The 17,076-nt window shown below is 44.6% G+C and carries 17 protein-coding genes; 1 reads left to right on the top strand and 16 read right to left on the bottom strand.

Annotated elements, in window-relative coordinates; translation table 11 throughout:
• Positions 1–25: 25 nt before the first annotated feature.
• The 4 genes from R7Z77_RS06585 to R7Z77_RS06600 form a co-directional block, all read right to left on the bottom strand.
• Positions 26–1,312: a TRAP transporter large permease subunit gene (locus R7Z77_RS06585; RefSeq protein WP_005376871.1), complete on the bottom strand. Its 1,287-nt coding sequence runs from the start codon at positions 1,310–1,312 to the stop codon at positions 26–28.
• Positions 1,313–1,324: 12 nt separating this feature from the next.
• Positions 1,325–1,864 (bottom strand): TRAP transporter small permease subunit, encoded by a 540-nt coding sequence (locus R7Z77_RS06590; protein ID WP_005376869.1) that lies wholly within the window; start codon positions 1,862–1,864, stop codon positions 1,325–1,327.
• A 115-nt stretch (positions 1,865–1,979) separates the two neighbouring features.
• Positions 1,980–3,071: a TRAP transporter substrate-binding protein gene (locus tag R7Z77_RS06595; RefSeq protein WP_017636112.1), complete on the bottom strand. Its 1,092-nt coding sequence runs from the start codon at positions 3,069–3,071 to the stop codon at positions 1,980–1,982.
• Positions 3,072–3,485: 414 nt separating this feature from the next.
• Positions 3,486–3,890: a hypothetical protein gene (locus R7Z77_RS06600; protein ID WP_005376863.1), complete on the bottom strand. Its 405-nt coding sequence runs from the start codon at positions 3,888–3,890 to the stop codon at positions 3,486–3,488.
• A 273-nt stretch (positions 3,891–4,163) separates the two neighbouring features.
• Here R7Z77_RS06600 and R7Z77_RS06605 point away from each other — a divergent pair, with 273 nt between their 5' ends.
• Complete coding sequence (locus R7Z77_RS06605; protein WP_005376857.1) at positions 4,164–4,829, top strand: DUF2982 domain-containing protein; 666 nt, start codon at positions 4,164–4,166, stop codon at positions 4,827–4,829.
• Between the two features lie 18 nt (positions 4,830–4,847).
• Here the strand turns inward: R7Z77_RS06605 and R7Z77_RS06610 are convergent, their stop codons facing one another.
• The 12 genes from R7Z77_RS06610 to R7Z77_RS06665 form a co-directional block, all read right to left on the bottom strand.
• Complete coding sequence (locus R7Z77_RS06610) at positions 4,848–5,504, bottom strand: MBL fold metallo-hydrolase (protein WP_318136621.1); 657 nt, start codon at positions 5,502–5,504, stop codon at positions 4,848–4,850.
• Between the two features lie 129 nt (positions 5,505–5,633).
• Positions 5,634–6,182 (bottom strand): DUF882 domain-containing protein, encoded by a 549-nt coding sequence (locus R7Z77_RS06615; RefSeq protein ID WP_031778936.1) that lies wholly within the window; start codon positions 6,180–6,182, stop codon positions 5,634–5,636.
• A gap of 166 nt (positions 6,183–6,348) precedes the next feature.
• Positions 6,349–7,890, bottom strand: a complete 1,542-nt coding sequence (locus R7Z77_RS06620; protein WP_053304298.1) for a murein L,D-transpeptidase — start codon at positions 7,888–7,890, stop codon at positions 6,349–6,351.
• A gap of 153 nt (positions 7,891–8,043) precedes the next feature.
• Positions 8,044–9,126 carry a DUF1513 domain-containing protein gene (locus R7Z77_RS06625; RefSeq protein ID WP_191115985.1) on the bottom strand — a complete coding sequence of 361 codons (1,083 nt, stop codon included), beginning with the start codon at positions 9,124–9,126 and terminating at the stop codon, positions 8,044–8,046.
• Positions 9,107–10,144 carry an imelysin family protein gene (locus tag R7Z77_RS06630; RefSeq protein WP_213967803.1) on the bottom strand — a complete coding sequence of 346 codons (1,038 nt, stop codon included), beginning with the start codon at positions 10,142–10,144 and terminating at the stop codon, positions 9,107–9,109. Before R7Z77_RS06630 ends, R7Z77_RS06625 begins: the two co-directional genes overlap by 20 nt.
• A gap of 10 nt (positions 10,145–10,154) precedes the next feature.
• On the bottom strand, positions 10,155–11,537 hold the full coding sequence (locus R7Z77_RS06635; protein WP_170893458.1) for a di-heme oxidoredictase family protein: 1,383 nt from the start codon (positions 11,535–11,537) through the stop codon (positions 10,155–10,157).
• A 92-nt stretch (positions 11,538–11,629) separates the two neighbouring features.
• Positions 11,630–12,892 carry an imelysin family protein gene (locus R7Z77_RS06640; protein ID WP_199266795.1) on the bottom strand — a complete coding sequence of 421 codons (1,263 nt, stop codon included), beginning with the start codon at positions 12,890–12,892 and terminating at the stop codon, positions 11,630–11,632.
• Positions 12,893–13,066: 174 nt separating this feature from the next.
• A complete protein-coding gene (locus R7Z77_RS06645; protein ID WP_213967818.1) occupies positions 13,067–13,663 on the bottom strand; it encodes a GTP cyclohydrolase II in 597 nt (198 codons plus the stop codon).
• 271 nt (positions 13,664–13,934) lie between these two features.
• Positions 13,935–14,111 carry a hypothetical protein gene (locus R7Z77_RS06650; RefSeq protein WP_020480909.1) on the bottom strand — a complete coding sequence of 59 codons (177 nt, stop codon included), beginning with the start codon at positions 14,109–14,111 and terminating at the stop codon, positions 13,935–13,937.
• Positions 14,112–14,257: 146 nt separating this feature from the next.
• A complete protein-coding gene (nrfF, locus tag R7Z77_RS06655; RefSeq protein ID WP_025767282.1) occupies positions 14,258–14,668 on the bottom strand; it encodes a heme lyase NrfEFG subunit NrfF in 411 nt (136 codons plus the stop codon).
• Positions 14,655–15,188, bottom strand: a complete 534-nt coding sequence (locus R7Z77_RS06660; RefSeq protein WP_318136622.1) for a DsbE family thiol:disulfide interchange protein — start codon at positions 15,186–15,188, stop codon at positions 14,655–14,657. The genes nrfF and R7Z77_RS06660 overlap by 14 nt, the downstream gene beginning before the upstream one ends.
• On the bottom strand, positions 15,166–17,073 hold the full coding sequence (locus R7Z77_RS06665) for a heme lyase NrfEFG subunit NrfE (RefSeq protein ID WP_318136623.1): 1,908 nt from the start codon (positions 17,071–17,073) through the stop codon (positions 15,166–15,168). The genes R7Z77_RS06660 and R7Z77_RS06665 overlap by 23 nt, the downstream gene beginning before the upstream one ends.
• Positions 17,074–17,076 lie beyond the last annotated feature (3 nt).

Consider the following 17,076-nt stretch of genomic DNA (forward strand, 5'->3'; position numbering starts at 1 on the left):
ACAAAATCTCTTTATTATCGAGTGATTAACTCATACCGTAAAAACCTGGGAAAAACAGCAAAGACGCCAACACAACAATCTGAATCGCGATGAACGGCATCACACCTTTGTAGATATCACGCGTAGTAACCCCTGCTGGAGCGACACCTTTTAGATAGAACAAACTAAAGCCAAATGGCGGTGTGAGGAACGACGTCTGCAAGTTCATCGCAATAAGAATCGCAAACCACGTCATATTAATGCCCATCAATTCAGCGACTGGCGCAATAATTGGCACGATGATAAAACAGATTTCAACGAAGTCGATAAAGAAACCTAAAATCAGAATCACCACCATGGTAATAATAAGGAATCCCCACTTTTCACCCGGCAGTTCTAACATCCACTCTTCAACTAAATAATCACCACCGGTGTAGGTAAATGCCATTGAGAAGGCGGTCGCACCAAGTAAGATCGCGAAGACCATTGCGGTTACCTTAACTGTCTCTTTTGATGCATCATAAATCATCGACCAACTAAACTGTTTATACAATAGCGATAAAATAATCGCACCTGCACCGCCCAGTGCCGCTGACTCTGTTGGTGTTGCAATCCCTGCAAAGATGGAGCCCAATACCACGATGATCAATGCTAAAGGTGGCAATACAGCTTTCAGTGCGGTGAGCACTTCTTGTTTACGACTGATCGACTCATCACGCTCTATCGCCTGTGCGGCTTGAGGGTTCAACTTCGCGTAGATGAGAATGTAGATCACATAGGCGCCAACAAGTGTAATACCGGGCCAGATCGCAGCTTGAAATAGGTCCCCTACCGGTACGCCAAGTACATCACCCAACAAGATCAACACGATAGAAGGTGGGATAATTTGGCCCAACGTGCCAGACGCACAAATAGTCCCACACGCTAAACCTTTGTCGTAATTGTACTTGAGCATCACAGGAAGAGATATTAAGCCCATCGCAACAACTGATGCGCCTACCACACCCGTTGAAGCTGCAAGCAATGCGCCAACTAACACGGTAGAAATAGCGATACCACCGCGAACGCCACCGAACAAACGCCCCATTGATTCTAGTAGCTGTTCAGCAAGCTTCGTTTTCTGTAGCACTAGCCCCATAAAAACGAACAGCGGTACGGCCATTAGCACCGTATTTTCCATAATGGACTGAATTCGATATGGCATAAAAGCAAACATCTCGATGCCTTCAGCCCAAACACCAAAAATCAGCGCGATACCACCAAAAGTAAAGGCAACGGGAAATCCCAATAGAAGCGCAAAGAGCGCAACAAAAAACATCACTATACCGATCATAATGACTTCCTTTTACGACTTACCGTTATTACCGGCATAGATGAGATGAGGGTTGACAATTTTGTTGATTGAATGAAGTAACAATCCAATACCACTCACCGCCATAAAGAAAAATGACAGCGGAATCATCGCTTTGATAATCCAACGATATGGTAAGCCACCTGGGTCACCAGACGTCTCGCCTAACGCGTAACTTTCCTTGGCGAAATCAATACCAAACCAAGCTACCAGTAGGCAAAAAGGGAATAAGAAAAATAGTGTGCCTATGATGTCGATGATGGATTGTGCTTTGTAAGATAAGCGTTCATAAAAAATGTCGACGCGAACATGGCCACCGGACTTAATTGCGTAAGGCACACCAAGCAAGAACACGGCAGAGAATAGATGCCATTCCATTTCTTGGAATGCGATAGACACATCATTAAACACGTAACGCATGACAACGTCGTACACAACGTTTGCTAACAACAAAATAAACAGGATGCTGGATAACCATCCGAGAAAATCGCTAAAGCGGTTAAATAATCGCTCAATATAAATAAGACTTCTCATTCCGAACTCCGTGGAACGTTTAGATGCGCTCCGCTATGGTGCGGAGCATTCATTATGAAGTTTTCTTGGGCTTCGATAGCAGGCTAAACCTCTCAGCGTCGCCTGCTTCATAACGTTATTGTTGAGCTTGACTGTTTAAGTACGCTCGGTGCGAAATATCTGACCATGGTCGAACTTGATTCATATAGTTCGCTTGCGACTCTTGAATCTCTTTCGCCAAAGCATCTTTTTCTGCATGTTCTTTCAACAAACGATCGTTTGCTTCTCGCAACGCAGCTACGACTTCAGGTGGGAAATCTTTTACTTCAACATTTGGGTATTCAGACTTAATAGATGCCCAGTTTTTGCCGCTTTCGTGTTTCGATTGCGTGTACATATCGTAAGCGGCCGTTTTCATGGCTACTTGCAAAATCGCTTTTAGATCATCAGGTAGACGGTTCCAGGTGCGCTTGTTAACGAGGAACTGAAGCTCAGTCGCTGGCTCATGCCAACCTGTGTAGTAGTAAGGCGCGATTTTGTGGAAGCCCATACGTAGATCCAGCGATGGACCAACCCATTCCAAGGCATCAATTGTGCGACGCTCTAGAGAAGTATATAGCTCACCAGGGGCGATATTCGTTGGCTTGGCACCTAATTCAGCCAAAATCTCACCAGCAAACCCTGGGATCCGCATTTTCAAACCCTGTAAGTCCTCGACGGACTTGATCTCTTTTTGGAACCACCCGCCCATCTGAGTATCGGTATTACCGCCAGGGAAAGACATCAAGTTATGTGGAGAGTACACTTTTTCCATCAGCTCCATACCACCGCCGTAGTAAAACCATGCATACTGCTCAGTTGGCAACATACCGAAGGGCATAGAAGTGAAGTAAAGTGTGTTTGGAACCTTACCCTTCCAGTAATAAGACGCTGAGTGACCCATGTCATACTGACCTGACTTAACCATATCAAACACCCCAAAAGGCGCTTTATGCTTGTTTGCGGAATCAATGCGGATTTGCAAACGTCCGTTGGACATCTCTTCCGCCATTTTGGCCATGTTTTTTGTGGTATCACCAAAAATTGGGAAATTAGGCCCCCAAGTTTCAGCAAGCTTTAAACGATAGACTTTTTCAGCAGCGTTTACAGAAGTCGCTGCGAGTGCCATCGCGGCAGCGACAGCGGTTGTTTTGAGCACTCGTTTTAAAGATTTTTGGATTAGACTCATCGTTCACGTCCTTTATCACCAAGGTTATTGTTGTCATCCATTTCATTAGGATTGGCTGTATTCGGTATAAAAGATGTAACAATGTTGTCTAATGCGAAATGGGCATGAACACGGAAGCGAGTAATTCATCAATAAGGCATTAGCCTAAGGTATTACGTACAAGTACGTAGGATAATCGTCATGACAAAAGACTGTTAATAGCAAAATCAATAAATTATATTTTTATCTATGAATAAAAATAAAAAACAATACGTACGTATTTTTCTGCCAAAAAATTTACATAGTATTTAAGAAAATGTGACAAACCACTTATTGGCAGTGTTAAAGTCAGTACTTAATGCATTATTTCCAATACCAAGATAAAAAAATACCTCGGCATCGGCCGAGGTATTCAATCCAGAACGGTAGCGGTAATTAAACTGCTTTGTAGATAACTTTGTTACCTGCTAACTGCTCTTTTTGAACTAGGTTTTCTTCAAGAAGCTTCTTTAGTGCGCCAGTAGCCCATGATGCCGCTTTAGTATCTTCTTGACCTGCAGCTAGACCGATGCCTTTAGGGTTAATACCTTCAGCATTCGCCATAACGATGTCTAATACTTGTTGTTGCTTAGGAGTAAGGGCAACATCAACTGTTTTCACTGCAGCTACTTTTTTATCAGCTACTACTTTCTCCGCAACAGCTTTTTCAGCAACAGAAGGTGCTACTGCTTTTTCCGCAACAGGCTTCACTGCTTTAGGTGCTGCAGCTAAGTTTGCTACTGTCGCTTTAATGCGTTTTTGCAGTTTCATCTGCACTTTACGCTTATGAGCAAGTCTCATTGAATATTTCTCCAGTTCACTGCATCTCAGCAGGGATGAAAATTTGAAGCGCGTTTTATACCAAAATTCACAAGCAATTTGTAGGTTTTAGCGGCGAAACGCGATGAAAAATGCGCTCAAAGCATAGAACGTCTACTATTTAATCAGATATTTTATGAACGGATTTATTGAATACTGGGTATAAAAACAGAGGTTTGTTTTATTTTAAATGCAAATCAATGCACATAAAGCTACCCACTTATTTTTGGACAAGTATTCGATGAGGTTATAAGCATGGAAACGCTGCACCTAACAAATTCACATTTCAAACCCGACTCCCCTATCAACAGAATACTTTTGTTGCTCGTTGCACTCATCACTTTGTTTTTGGTTGCCATTTCTCCGGGATGGAAGCAAGCCATGTTGTCGGTCATTTTGATGTCTGCAATCGTTGGTTTCGCCATCTTGATGATTAAGAAAAGCCAAGTCACTTTTACGCTGACAGCTTCTCACTTTCAGCAACACCTTTTTAAAGGAGGTTGGGTCGTCCGATGGCGAAATATTGAGTCAATCGGTATTTGTAGCTACCAACAGGAAGGGTGGCACCAACCGCTACCTTGGATCGGTATTCGTCTAAAACACTACTCACCCTACTTAAATTCAATCTGCCCTCGTATAGCGACAGAAATTCTCCTCAGCCAGCGAGCACTGCTTTACTTAGGCGCGAAACAAAATCAGTGTGAAGATAAGTTTGAGGATATGGTGCTTGACCCTAAACCGTATATAAACAGAGATGGGATTGAGTACAAAGGTTTGTTAGCGATGCTCGCCAACCGGATGAAGTATCAGAGAGGCTTTTATGGCTACGATCTATTTATATCAGCAAGTGATCTAGATCGTGAGGCTGAGGATTTTGTGGGACTGACTCGGCGATACTTAGCTGCCGCCGAGCCAGAATAATGCTTAGTACACGCACTTTTAGTAAAGCGGCATCTCGTCAGCAACGAACGGGTTAGTTTTACGCTCATGACCGAAAGTCGATTGAGGGCCGTGACCAGGGACAAACGTGACATCATTGCCTAAAGGCCACAATTTCTCTTTGATAGAACTAATCAACGTATTGAAATCACCTTGTGGGAAGTCAGTTCGACCAATGCTACCGTTAAACAAAACGTCACCCACAAACGCTAAACGCGCTTCTTCGCTGTAAAGCACAACGTGACCAGGTGTATGACCAGGTGTATGGAATACGTTCAGCACTTGATTACCGAAAGTGACAGCGTCACCCTCATTTAGCCATTGGTGCGGTTCAAACGCTTCTGTCAGCGGGAAACCAAACATTTGGCTCTGACCTTCCAAACCTTGCAACCAGAAGTTATCTGCCTTGTGAGGACCAACAATCTCTGTACCGCCAAGCAGTGCAGACAGCGGCTCCGTGCCACCTACGTGGTCCAAGTGACCGTGTGTTAGCACGAGGTTTACCACGTCAACACCCAGCTCTTTGATAAGCATAGCGAGCTGCTTTTCATCGCCGCCAGGGTCAACCACAATGCCTTTCATGGTTTCGTCACACCAGACAATAGAACAGTTTTGAGAGAAAGATGTTACTGGAACAACTTGGTATTTCAGAGCCATAGATAACCTATACCGAATAAATTTGCGTGAAAACTGCCGCAACTATGACACTAAGGCCTAGCGACTTCAAGCTTTGAACTGTGGGTAATCGACGACGTTCTGAGACTAGAAACCTTGTCTCAACTGGCACTACCAAGAACGAACAGCACCCGTATCGATATGAACAAAGTTACTGCCTGGATAATAACCCACGCCACCGGCTTTTAGGCTTAATGCAGCATCACGAACTGTTGAAAGCTTCACACCGTCTAAACGGAAATCAATGGCCTTTCCTTCCATGTGCATGCTCTTTTTCGCTACACGAGAAGACCCGTTGCGCAGCGAGGCATTAGTGGCAGGAGAACGGTAACCTGAAATGACGATCACCTCTGCTTCTGTACCAATTAACTTTTGAATTTGGCTTATTTGATCGAACAAGCGTCGATCCATGGGATGAACCTCATTTCGTCGATGGTCTCGACAAAACTCATTCAGCCTTTGAAGTTCATCATTAATGTATCGTTTTCCATCGAAATAGCATGTTTCGAGGATCTCTCCAGTATTAAGGTTGTTCATCGCCAGCGCACGTGGCTCGTCAGGGAGTGAAGCCCAAGAAAATGATGGCAGGGCAGACGCCAACACCACACCACCAGCGGTCATTTTAAGGAAATCTCGGCGGGAAAAGTTACGACTTACCATTTCAAAATACAGTGCTCAACAACTAGACAAGTCGTGGACATTAACCAAACACATTTGTCACGTCAAACGCATAAAACACTCCATCTTGATTTTCAGACGCAGTAATTATTGATTAATTATTGAACGAAAAGAGAATTCTTCGTTTTGTAAATTTTCCTTAAAGATTTCAACTGCGGTGATCGTACTTATAGATATCATCACGGTAGTAAAGCGTTCCCTCTTCCAACCATGCTGTTTGATAAATGATGTGTACTTGAATGCGCTCTCCCAAAGGAACTGACGTGTTAGACCGACGAGAACTTTCTCGCTTTTTCGCTAAACGTTCTTCCAACCCCTGAGTTTTGAACAGAAGTTCTGCTAACCGGTCTGCATGTTCTACACGAACACATCCTGAGCTGAATGCGCGTCTGTCCTGTTCAAACAAGTTCTTACTTGGCGTGTCATGCAAATAAATAGCTTGTGGGTTAGGCATATTGAACTTGTACAATCCCAGTGCATTTTGTAAGCCTGACGCCTGTCGCATACGATAAGGAAATGTTCTCGGATTCACCGTTGCCCAATTGATGGTTGTAGGGTCAATAATTTCGTTCGAAGTCCAAGACCGAATGATTTGAATGTTATGGTTAATCAAATACATCGGATTACGTTTTACTTTAGGAATAATGTCTTTAACCATGATAGTCCAAGGCACGTTCCAAGTTGGGTTGAGAATAACTGAATCCAGTGCTACCGACATGATGGGCGTTTTTCTTGATGCTCTCCCTACCACAACTTTAGACTCAAACAAGGGTTGACCGTCATGCCAATACGTGACTTCGTATCCAGGCACGTTAACAAAGACAACATTATCCCTTTCTTTCGACCAAATTCTTGAACGCTCAGAATTCAACGCCAACAGATGCAATCGCTCTTGAGGAGAAAAGTTGATCCATCGAATGGTATTCGGGCCGATAACGCCATCTTCTTTCAAACCATGAATACGCTGGAACTCTTTTATCGCAAGCTCTAATTGTTCGTCATATTCTTCAGTGACTAAATCCAAGTAAGAAACATCTACGCCTACGATCTCCATTCGCTCAATCAATAGGGGTCTGTTTTCTAATATATCGCCAACACGTGCTAGCCCAGTTTGTTGATAGGCAGGATATTGGTACTGAGAATGTTCCGATAGCGAAGAATAGGCGGAGTAGAAAGCATCATCTGTTTGTAATGGAGACCGGAGACTTGCCAAAAACTGACCAAGTTTGCCAACCGTAATCTCATTACTCAGAACCGATAAAGTATCGATGCTAGGAGCGGGTAACGTAACATGGGCTTTGTCTGTAAATAGCCAATTAATCCCTTCTTCGGGGAGTTGCTCAAGATAACTAAGGTACATCAAGAGTGAATCTGTCATCACTAAATCGAAGTCGAGATTATCTCCCTGCCACCTTACTTGGTTTATCCGGTGAAGTTGATTTTCGAATTCATCGGTGACATCCGCAAGTGCAACCAGGTTTACTTGAAAAAGAAACTGCTCAATATCACTTTCATTTTCCCAGTTCAAACGGTAATTGGTGCTTTGATACAGTTGATCAATCACCTCTGGATAATGGATCATTTTTTCTACAGACAGCTTTTGTACCGCTCCCTCTTGCTCGACTTGCGCTGAAGCTTCGAGAGAAACGACGGTGGAAAAGCTGCAAAACGGCACCAGAAGTGCCGTCATGATTAAAACCCTAGCAAACACTGAAATGATCCTTGCGCTACTTGCCATAATAAAAAGTATGGCAAATATCTCACAGCTTGCAGGTTTAAAATTAAGAATCTGATGCCGAAAACGACAACAAAACTCTCTATAAGTAATTACTCAATGATCTTTCTAGATAATTCTCGACCAATGGTTGTCCCATTGCACTCCGCTTGCGAAGGTACTTTTTGACTCCTCTGGTCTTTGCTCCACCACTTTTCCCGCCCCAGAGCTGACTCGGAACTCATCGCCATAGACCACAACACCAGAGGCGTCTGGTAACGCACTTAACTCGACCAATTTGCCCATAGATTTAGACCATATACCATAGCAACTGCCCGGAGGCGAAGTGGCTAAGATCCATTCATCGGTTGCTGCAATACTCGCAACGTAGTGATTGAAACGCGCCCATTCTTCAGGCTCAGCTTGAAGATCTTGCATTTCACCACCACGCGTGTGCATGGCGATCAAGGCTGGATACTCGTCCGGCTCACCACGATATTGCTGACCACAAAGCACGGTTTCCGCACCATCATGAGCTAAGTGGCGAATACTCAACTTATGATCCGGTAAAGACACTTGATCCAACAGCTCACCTTCTTGTGAAAGGTAACTCAGGCTGGGTCTCATGCTATCAAGATTGAGAGGTTCACGGCCGTTGGTGTGTACGCCACCGACGCCAATCGCTAATGCGCCATCAGGCATCATGATCACTTCATGAGGGCCAAGGCCAAAACCCGTTAACTCATCAATCTTTTGATATTGCTTCTGCACATCATAAACACCAATGATCCCGCGGCTTGTCCCCCTCTCCCCTTCTGTGGCAAATAGCAACGTGCCATCATGGGAGTAAACACCATGTCCATAAAAATGACGATTTGGCGTTGCTAGTTGCAGTTTGATCATCTGCTCTGAGCGATAATCAAACACCATGAAGAAAGTACCAGGTCGACGACCAAAAACTACGGCGTGGCCTTGTTGGTTTGTTGCCACACCGTGACCACGCTCAGGAATCGGCAATGAAGATAGCGGCATACCATGCTCATCCGCCACCACCGCTGCATATTTATCTCGGCCAATGATAGAGCAGCCGATCAACGCAGGCTCACGTGAGCTTGTTGAAGAACAACCAAATGGCATCATAGGTATAGCCGCCCCGAATAGAGCGGCTTTCAGCAAAGTTCGGCGGGTTTGATCAGTCACCATCGGTTGCATTAAATCCTATAACTACGCCAAGCTCGATCGCCACTTCTTCGTGAATCAGGTACTTCAATTGCTCTAGCTTATTGTATTGAGAGAGCACCATGCGATAGCCTTCTTTTGTTTGTAGTGCAGCAAACAAGCTCTTATCTTCTGGCCAAGTTTCTAACGCCATTTCAAACTGATGAACAACACGGTCTGCGAGATCTGCATGGCCTTGCTCTCTTAATAACGCATCTAAACCATTTCCGTTAGCAAAGTACAACGCTTCCATCCCTTGAAGGTTGGCTTTTAGGTTTGAAAGCGAAGTTTCTGAACGCCATGACTCTGAGAAATACGGGCGAGGCTTACCAATCTTCGCTAGCGGTCGGCTCAACTTCTTCATGCTGTACTCAAGCTGATTCGAGAGTAGTGAAATGTACTCAGATTCCCATTCTGTCATCTCTAGCGATTTCCAAGGGTTCTCTGCCCAAGAATCCGCGATGATCTGCGCTTTGTCATCAAGGTTTTCAGCAATCGAAACGCCTGTCGCACAGGTACTGCTGTTGCTAGATAAGGTCGACGCTTTATCGTAAAGCAGCCATTCCAGAGCCCCTAAACCTTGCACGGTGACACTTTGGGTGGAGATATCTTCTGCACTCCAAGCTTGATCAGATTTCGTCAGTACAGACATTTTACGACCAGTGGTGTTCTTTTTATCTGGCCAAAACTGAACATTCCAGCTTTGCTCCAATGCCGTAGCAGGGCCACGTTCTTGACCTTGTAATGCCATCCACGCAAGCATAGTTTGATGCCACTGCTGTTTTACTTGTGCATCATCTTTCGACTCTGATGCGCAGTAATCCGCGAAGCGCTGTTCAAGTTCTGTGGTTTGCGCTAAAAACGTCTGAGCTGATTGAAACTCGACCTCGTACACGCTTTGAGAAATATGGCTTGTACTCTCAGGCTTGGCAGAGCTCGAACCGATGGTCGATTGGCAACCAACCAAACTTAACGTTGCGGCAATCGCACTCACTAACAGTGTCTTTTTCATGGTTAGGTCCTTATAGAGAGTTCAGAAACGCAATGAGAGCATCACGTTCTTTTTTGTTCAGAGCTAAAACATTTTGTTTCGCCGTTTCAGCTTCGCCGCCGTGCCACAACACCGCTTCCATCAGGTTACGAGCGCGGCCATCATGTAGAAAGTAAGTGTGTCCGTTTACTTCTTCGGTATAACCAATGCCCCATAGCGGTGCCGTTCGCCATTCACGGCCGTTTGCTAAGTATTCCGGACGGTTATCGGCTAAGCCTTTACCCATGTCATGCAAAAGCATGTCTGTGTATGGGTGGATAAGCTGCTCAGAAAGCGCTGGTAACTCTGGTCGTTTCGCCGTTTTAACACTGGTCTTGTGGCAGCTTTCACAGCCAGACGCAGCAAAGATTTGCTGACCAAGTTTCACGTTAGGGTCATTGACATTACGGCGAATAGGTACAGCTAAGTGCTGGCTGTAAAACTCTACGAAATCGAGAATATTTTCACTCACTTCTGGTTTGCCGCCATTTGGCATGTCGTCACAAATGCTTTGTTTCGAGGTACAGTTTTCATTTGGGAATAAATGGCTCGTAAGACCCACATCACCATTAAATGCTGCTGCATTTTGCTGCATTAGCGTCGGTTGTCCTGCTTTCCAGCCAAAACGACCAATCGAGAAATTGTCCCTCTCAATATCCCACACTTTATTTACTTTGCCTGAGATACCGTCTTTGTCGGCATCTTGTTCATCAGCCCAAGCAAGTAGCGTTTCGTCGGGAATACTCTCTAACAAACCAAGGCCGATCATTGGCGGTGCCACGCGTGCTGAGAACTCGGTATCAGGGTGCATATCGCCGTAACCCAGATCGGTAATGTTCAAATGAGGTTTTCTTAGCGTCACCGTCGTACCGTCTTTAAATTTCACTGGGACATCGGTGTAAGTGATTTCGATTTTGCCTTCTGGCGTTTGATCTTGCAGAGCGAAATCTTGAAGCTGACCACCATAAGTCGGCTCAGGTATGCCACCGTCTTTGATGTAGGCTTTCTTTTGTTCTGGCGTCATCGCAGGAATGCTTAAGCGCACTAACATAGACACGGCATGTAAATCATCTTTCTCTGGCGGATGACCACGACCGTCTTTGATGTGACAGTTCTGACAACCATTGGTGTTAAAAAGCGGACCTAGGCCATCACGAGCGTCTGTTGACGCTGGCGCTTGTACCCAAGGGTTGCGGAAAAAGCTGTTACCCACACTAAAATCTAGGCGTTTGCTCATCGGCAGGTTGGCAGCAGGAAGAGAATAGGCATTCGCGCCATCTTTTTTAACACTGGTTTTGCCACCAGACTTAACATCGTAAGCCATGGCAGAAGAAGAAAGGATCGCGGCTAGCGCAGAAATTAGGTATGGCTTCATATCATTGCTCTACATAGACAACAAGGGTGATAACAACGAGCTCAAACGGCAAAAGGGCTCACAAAGAGCCCTTATTTATTATGGTTTTCTTATTAAAACTCGTGGTCAGCAGTATCAGGGCTTAGGCTGTCGATGCCGACAATGTTTGCCGCTCGCTCAATCGCACCAGTTTGCGCTACCAACGACATGATGGTGTCGTTTACCAGCGCGTTGCCTTGTGCGTTACCCGCCGCAATAAGTTGGTCAAAATGCTGGTTATTCTTCTCTGCAGAAGTCACTAGCTCACCAACTTGGCTAAGTGTTGTATCAAACTGCTTTTGAATGTCGGTCGCGGCTTTCTTATCTTTTTGAGCAACAAGATCAGCAATACTTGGACCAGATAGCTCTTTGCCGTTTACACCTTTGTATGTACCTGTGTAAACGTTGTAGATGCCTTGCTCGTTGTAGTAGTGAGAATTATGCGTGTTGTCTGAGAAACAATCGTGCTCGTCTTCAGTTGAGTTCGCTTCTAGTGCCACTTTCATACGCTCACCCGCTAGCTCACCTAGAGAAAGAGAACCCATGCCGAATAGCATCTTACGTAGACCATTGTCCGCTGAGTCGTTCAGTAGCTCTTCACGGTAGTTACCTTTTACTTCAGCAGACCACTGCTTTTCCATCCACTCAAGGTCTTGAACCAGTAGATCAGCGGCTGCTTTTAGGTACTCTCCACGACGCTCACAATGGCCATTCGTACACTCAGAACCGACAACGAAATCAGTGTAAGCACGTTGACCTGCACCCGCGTTAGTGCCGTTTAGGTCTTGACCCCAAAGCAAGAATTCAATCGCGTGGTAACCTGATGCAACGTTTGCCTCAGAACCGCCTACTTCGTTTAGATCCGCTAGCAATTCTGGAGTGATTTTTGAAACGTCCAGTTTAGAAGCACCGATCTGTAGGCTAGTGTTCGCGATGATGTTGGCAGCCGCGCCCTCGTTACCCAATTCGTATTGGTAATCAGCTGCTACGTAGTCAATCAGACCTTCATCAAGTGGCCATGCGTTCAGCTGACCTTCCCAATCGTCAACAATCGCGTTACCAAAACGGAAAACTTCAGACTGTTGGTAAGGCACGCGAGAATCTAGCCAAGCTTGTTTTACTTCTTCAAGCTTTTTCGCTGATGGTGATTTTAGAAATTCGTCGATTTTTACATCAAGCGCTTTCGCTGTTGTTACTGAATCAGCAAACACAGCATGGGCAACGTCCGCGTAATGTTCGACTACTTGTTGTTTAGTTACTGTGGCAGCAACGGTAGAACCACTGGCAATGAGGAGTGATGCAGCAATAGATTGGACTAAAACTTTTTTTGCATTCATCTGAAGCATCCTTGTTGAGCTTTTCAATTATCGTATTGGTAGTGCTAATTATTCTTATTTGCACTTTAGTCTCGAGATAATACAAATTTACAATTTATTTGCAACTCCAGATACAAAAAAACCTCATAAAAATGAGGTTTTTCACAGACTTTATTATCAGTTTTATCTTTAGGATTAAACCTTTAGGTCATGTTTTCCGTGAGAGACTTTTGCCTTCAGATAATTTTCGTTGCCATCTTTGATATGTGCAGAGGTATTGACAACCTCGCCAATTTCAATTCCGTACTCAGATAACTCACGAATTTTCTTAGGATTGTTCGTCACGAGGCGGATCTTAGTCACGCCTAAAGCTTCTAGCATTTGTGCTGCTTCTGTGAAATCACGCAGGTCATCATCAAAGCCCAAATGGTTGTTAGCTTCGTACGTGTTCATGCCCTGGCTTTGTAAGCGGTATGCATCGATCTTATTGTACAAACCAATACCACGACCTTCCTGACGGAGATACAAGATGATACCACCGGACTCGCCCATGCGATTGATCGTCTCTTCTAGTTGCTCACCACAGTCACAGCGTGAAGAGTGGAACACATCGCCTGTCAAACACTCAGAGTGCATACGAACTAAAGGCATGTCCTGAGTTTGGTCCGCTTGTTTAAAGATAATAGCAACATGCTCTTTGTCTGTCTTCAGACCATGGAAAGACAGAATTTCGGCATCAATGTTACTTTTTGCCCCGACTTTAAAATCTACTCTGGCACGTACTTCCGCCATATCTATACTCACTCGATTTATTGCTTGATGCGCTTGATGCGTTTTCGTTATTGCATTCATGGGATTTACTCGTTGCTCTTCAACTATGGGGACTGATACCGCATTTTGCAATATAGAGATCACAATTGAGGGCAGTTATCCACTCAAGATAGCAAAAGAGAAACACTCTCCAACTGAACAATTGTTATATTATAACAATTTAAAAAAACTACAATAAAAAACCCCAGACAAATTTTGTCTGGGGTTTCAAGAAGGTCGTTTGGTCTATCTTTTAATGGGTCTGACTGCGCTTCCAAACGGCGAGTTCAATCCAAACTGCTTCGAGTTCTTGGATTTCCTCGTCGGTCAACACGGCGAGCGTTGAAGTAACTTGAGGCAGGTTCGGTGATTGCAATGCACGAATCTGCGAATAGAAGTCTTTTTTAAGTTGTAATATAACTGAATCCACTGCGTGCACCTATTTCGTTCTTTTATTACTTATCCAGCTCAAAATTTTTATTTTCTTTATACTGGAAACTTCATAAATTCGGAAAAATGATAACATTCTGCTTGTTAAGTGCACAATTTATTTTTAATAGTGGAATAACGGTCACATTAATTACGCTTCACCATTCGGATCGAATATAAGACAAAAAAGATCAAAAATAGCACAGGAAAGATCCACAACAGCGCCGTGGAATAATTTAATGGTGGTTGATACAGAACAATATTCCCATAACGAGCAACTAGATAGTCCTTTATTTCTTGATCTGAGCTGCCTTCATTGGCCATCGTATACACTTTCAACCTCAGGTCTTTAGCCGCTTGTGCATTAGACTCGACAAGGTTTTGGTTTTGACACTGCGGGCAGCGTAAGGTCTTGGCTAACGAGGTTGCACGCTGTTGCACTTCAACAGAATGAAATTCAAACAGATCAACATTCTGTTCTATATCCGCACTTCTCGTGAAAGGAGAAAATAGTATAAATAGGATTAAAGTGAGGAGAAGATTATTAAATCGAAACATTCAAGTATCCTGAAAATATATCGTTCCATTTATCTGCCGTTAGCTCCCCACGACATTTGATCAATATACGACCATTTTGATCAATCAAGTAAGTTTCCGGCGTTCCTATAACACCTAGCTCCACAGCGAGCTTTCCATTAGGGTCACTAATTACTTCAATATATGGGTTTCGTTTAGAGCTCAAATATTCACGGGCAGCTTGTTTTTGATCTCTATAATTCAGCCCAATAATAGGCACACCGAGTTCTGCTAACTGCAATAACTCTTCATGCTCTCGCTTGCATACCCCGCACCAAGATGCCCAAACATTCAATAATTTATATCCGTCGCTTTTGAACAATTGCTCAGAAACTATGTCATCAGAGATCAGAGAAGTAGAGCGAAAATTAGGTGTCTCTAAATTTCGTTGTGGGGACAATTCGACATGTGGTCGCTCAGACAAGGCCACCGCAGTAACTACAGAAAACACGGCAACAGCCACAACGAGACCTGCGAGTTTAAGCGTATTTCTCGATCGCATTGATAGCCTCTCTCCTTTTCTTTAGGCCTGTTAATAGCGCACCAAACACAGCTAATAGCCCGCCAGACCATATCCACCAAATACCTGCGCGGTACTGAACTTTAATCGCATAAGCATGAGTGTCGACTTTGTCACCCAATGTCACGTAATAATCGCCATGCCATAGTGAACGAATCGCAGGCTCGGTCATGTTCATTACTCGCACAGGGTAATGGCGCTTCTGCGGGTTGAAATTGAGTATGCGGCCATCTTTCAAATGCAAGGTGATCTGTCCTTGTTCCGCGGTATAGTTCGGCCCCACCAGCCATTCGATACCATGATAATCGATAGTGATACCCGCCCTTTGTTGAGAACTGCTGGGTTCGACACGTAAATTGTATTCATAAGAGTAGTGACTATTGAAAACAGCCCCACTCACCGCCAGTGCAAAACCGATATGTGCCATCACGATTGGCATGAGTTTACGCTTATTGGAGCAGCGAAACAGCATAACGAGATGCGCCACAATCACCCAAGTAGCCAACGTTATGGTTAACAATACTTCGAAATGCAGTGCATTCACTGAGAACATAAACCCGATCCCAGAGACTAGAGATAACGCGATACTGATCGCGATATCACCGCTTACACTCGGAACTGTGCCTTTTGTCCATTTCAGCACTGGCATGAATGCTAAGGCAATCAGAGCCAGTATGCTTAATGGGAAGATCAGACTATTAAAGTAAGGTGCGCCAACTGAAATGTTCCCTAAACCGAGCAGTTGATAAACCATCGGATAAAAAGTGCCAAGAAAAACGATGGCAGTCGCAATAACCAACAGCCCTTTGGCGATATAAGCAGTGTAAGCTCGGCTCGTTAGAGATTGAAGTTTGAAGCTAGGGAGTTGTTCTCCTCGCAAAATCAATACGCCAAAAGTGATGATGACAAGCAAGCTCAATACACCAAGTAGCACCAAACCTTTAGTTGGGTCCACCGCAAAAGCATGCACTGAAGTCAGCACGCCAGAGCGCACCACGAATGTCCCTAAAATGCTTAGGCTGAACGTAGCAAACGCCAGTGCGTAGGTGCTCCAAATTGCGCCTCTGTTCCGTGTTGCGACAACACCGCTGTGCAACAAAGCAGTACCAGTAAGCCAAGGAAGCAAAGAAGCGTTCTCCACGGGGTCCCAAAACCACCACCCGCCCCACCCTAGCTCATTGTACGCCCACCATGATCCCACCAAGATACCCAACGTGAGCGTTCCCCATGCAAAAAACGCTGCGCTACGAGCAACCACATACCAATCGCTCATCGGTTGTTTACCCAATAGCGCTGCTAATGCAAAAGCTAATATTGCTGCGTAACCGACATAACCGAGATAAAGCAATGGTGGATGAATGATAAGCCCAACATCTTGCAACATTGGGTTTAGATCTCGTCCTTCCGACGCCAATACTTGGGCATACTCGAACGGGTTAGAGGTCATTAACGTGAACCAAGCAAATGTCGCAATAAGAAGGTTCATGATTCCTAAACAGTCACAAGTATATTGGGCGTTGAGCGGTGACTTAAATGCAATAAACGACGCCCATAAACTCAAGGTGACGACCCAAAACAACATGGAGCCTTGATGCCCGCCCCAAGCGGCAGCAATCTTGAATGCTACGGGAAGTTGACTGTTGGAATGCGTAACAACATATTCCAACGCGAAGTTGTCTTGCACGAAGCAGACGATCAGAAGTGCTAAACAAATGAAGGAAGCTAAGCTAATGATGTGGGACATCGCGACTTGATGCGGCAATGTCGCCTTCTTACTCATAGCACGACGTAGCCAATGCAGCAACGATGCACAAGTCGATGTTACAGCCACCAATATCAGTAAGAAGAACCCTAGCTCAGCTTCCATTTA

The sequence above is a fragment of the Vibrio sp. 1401 genome, assembly GCF_033340295.1.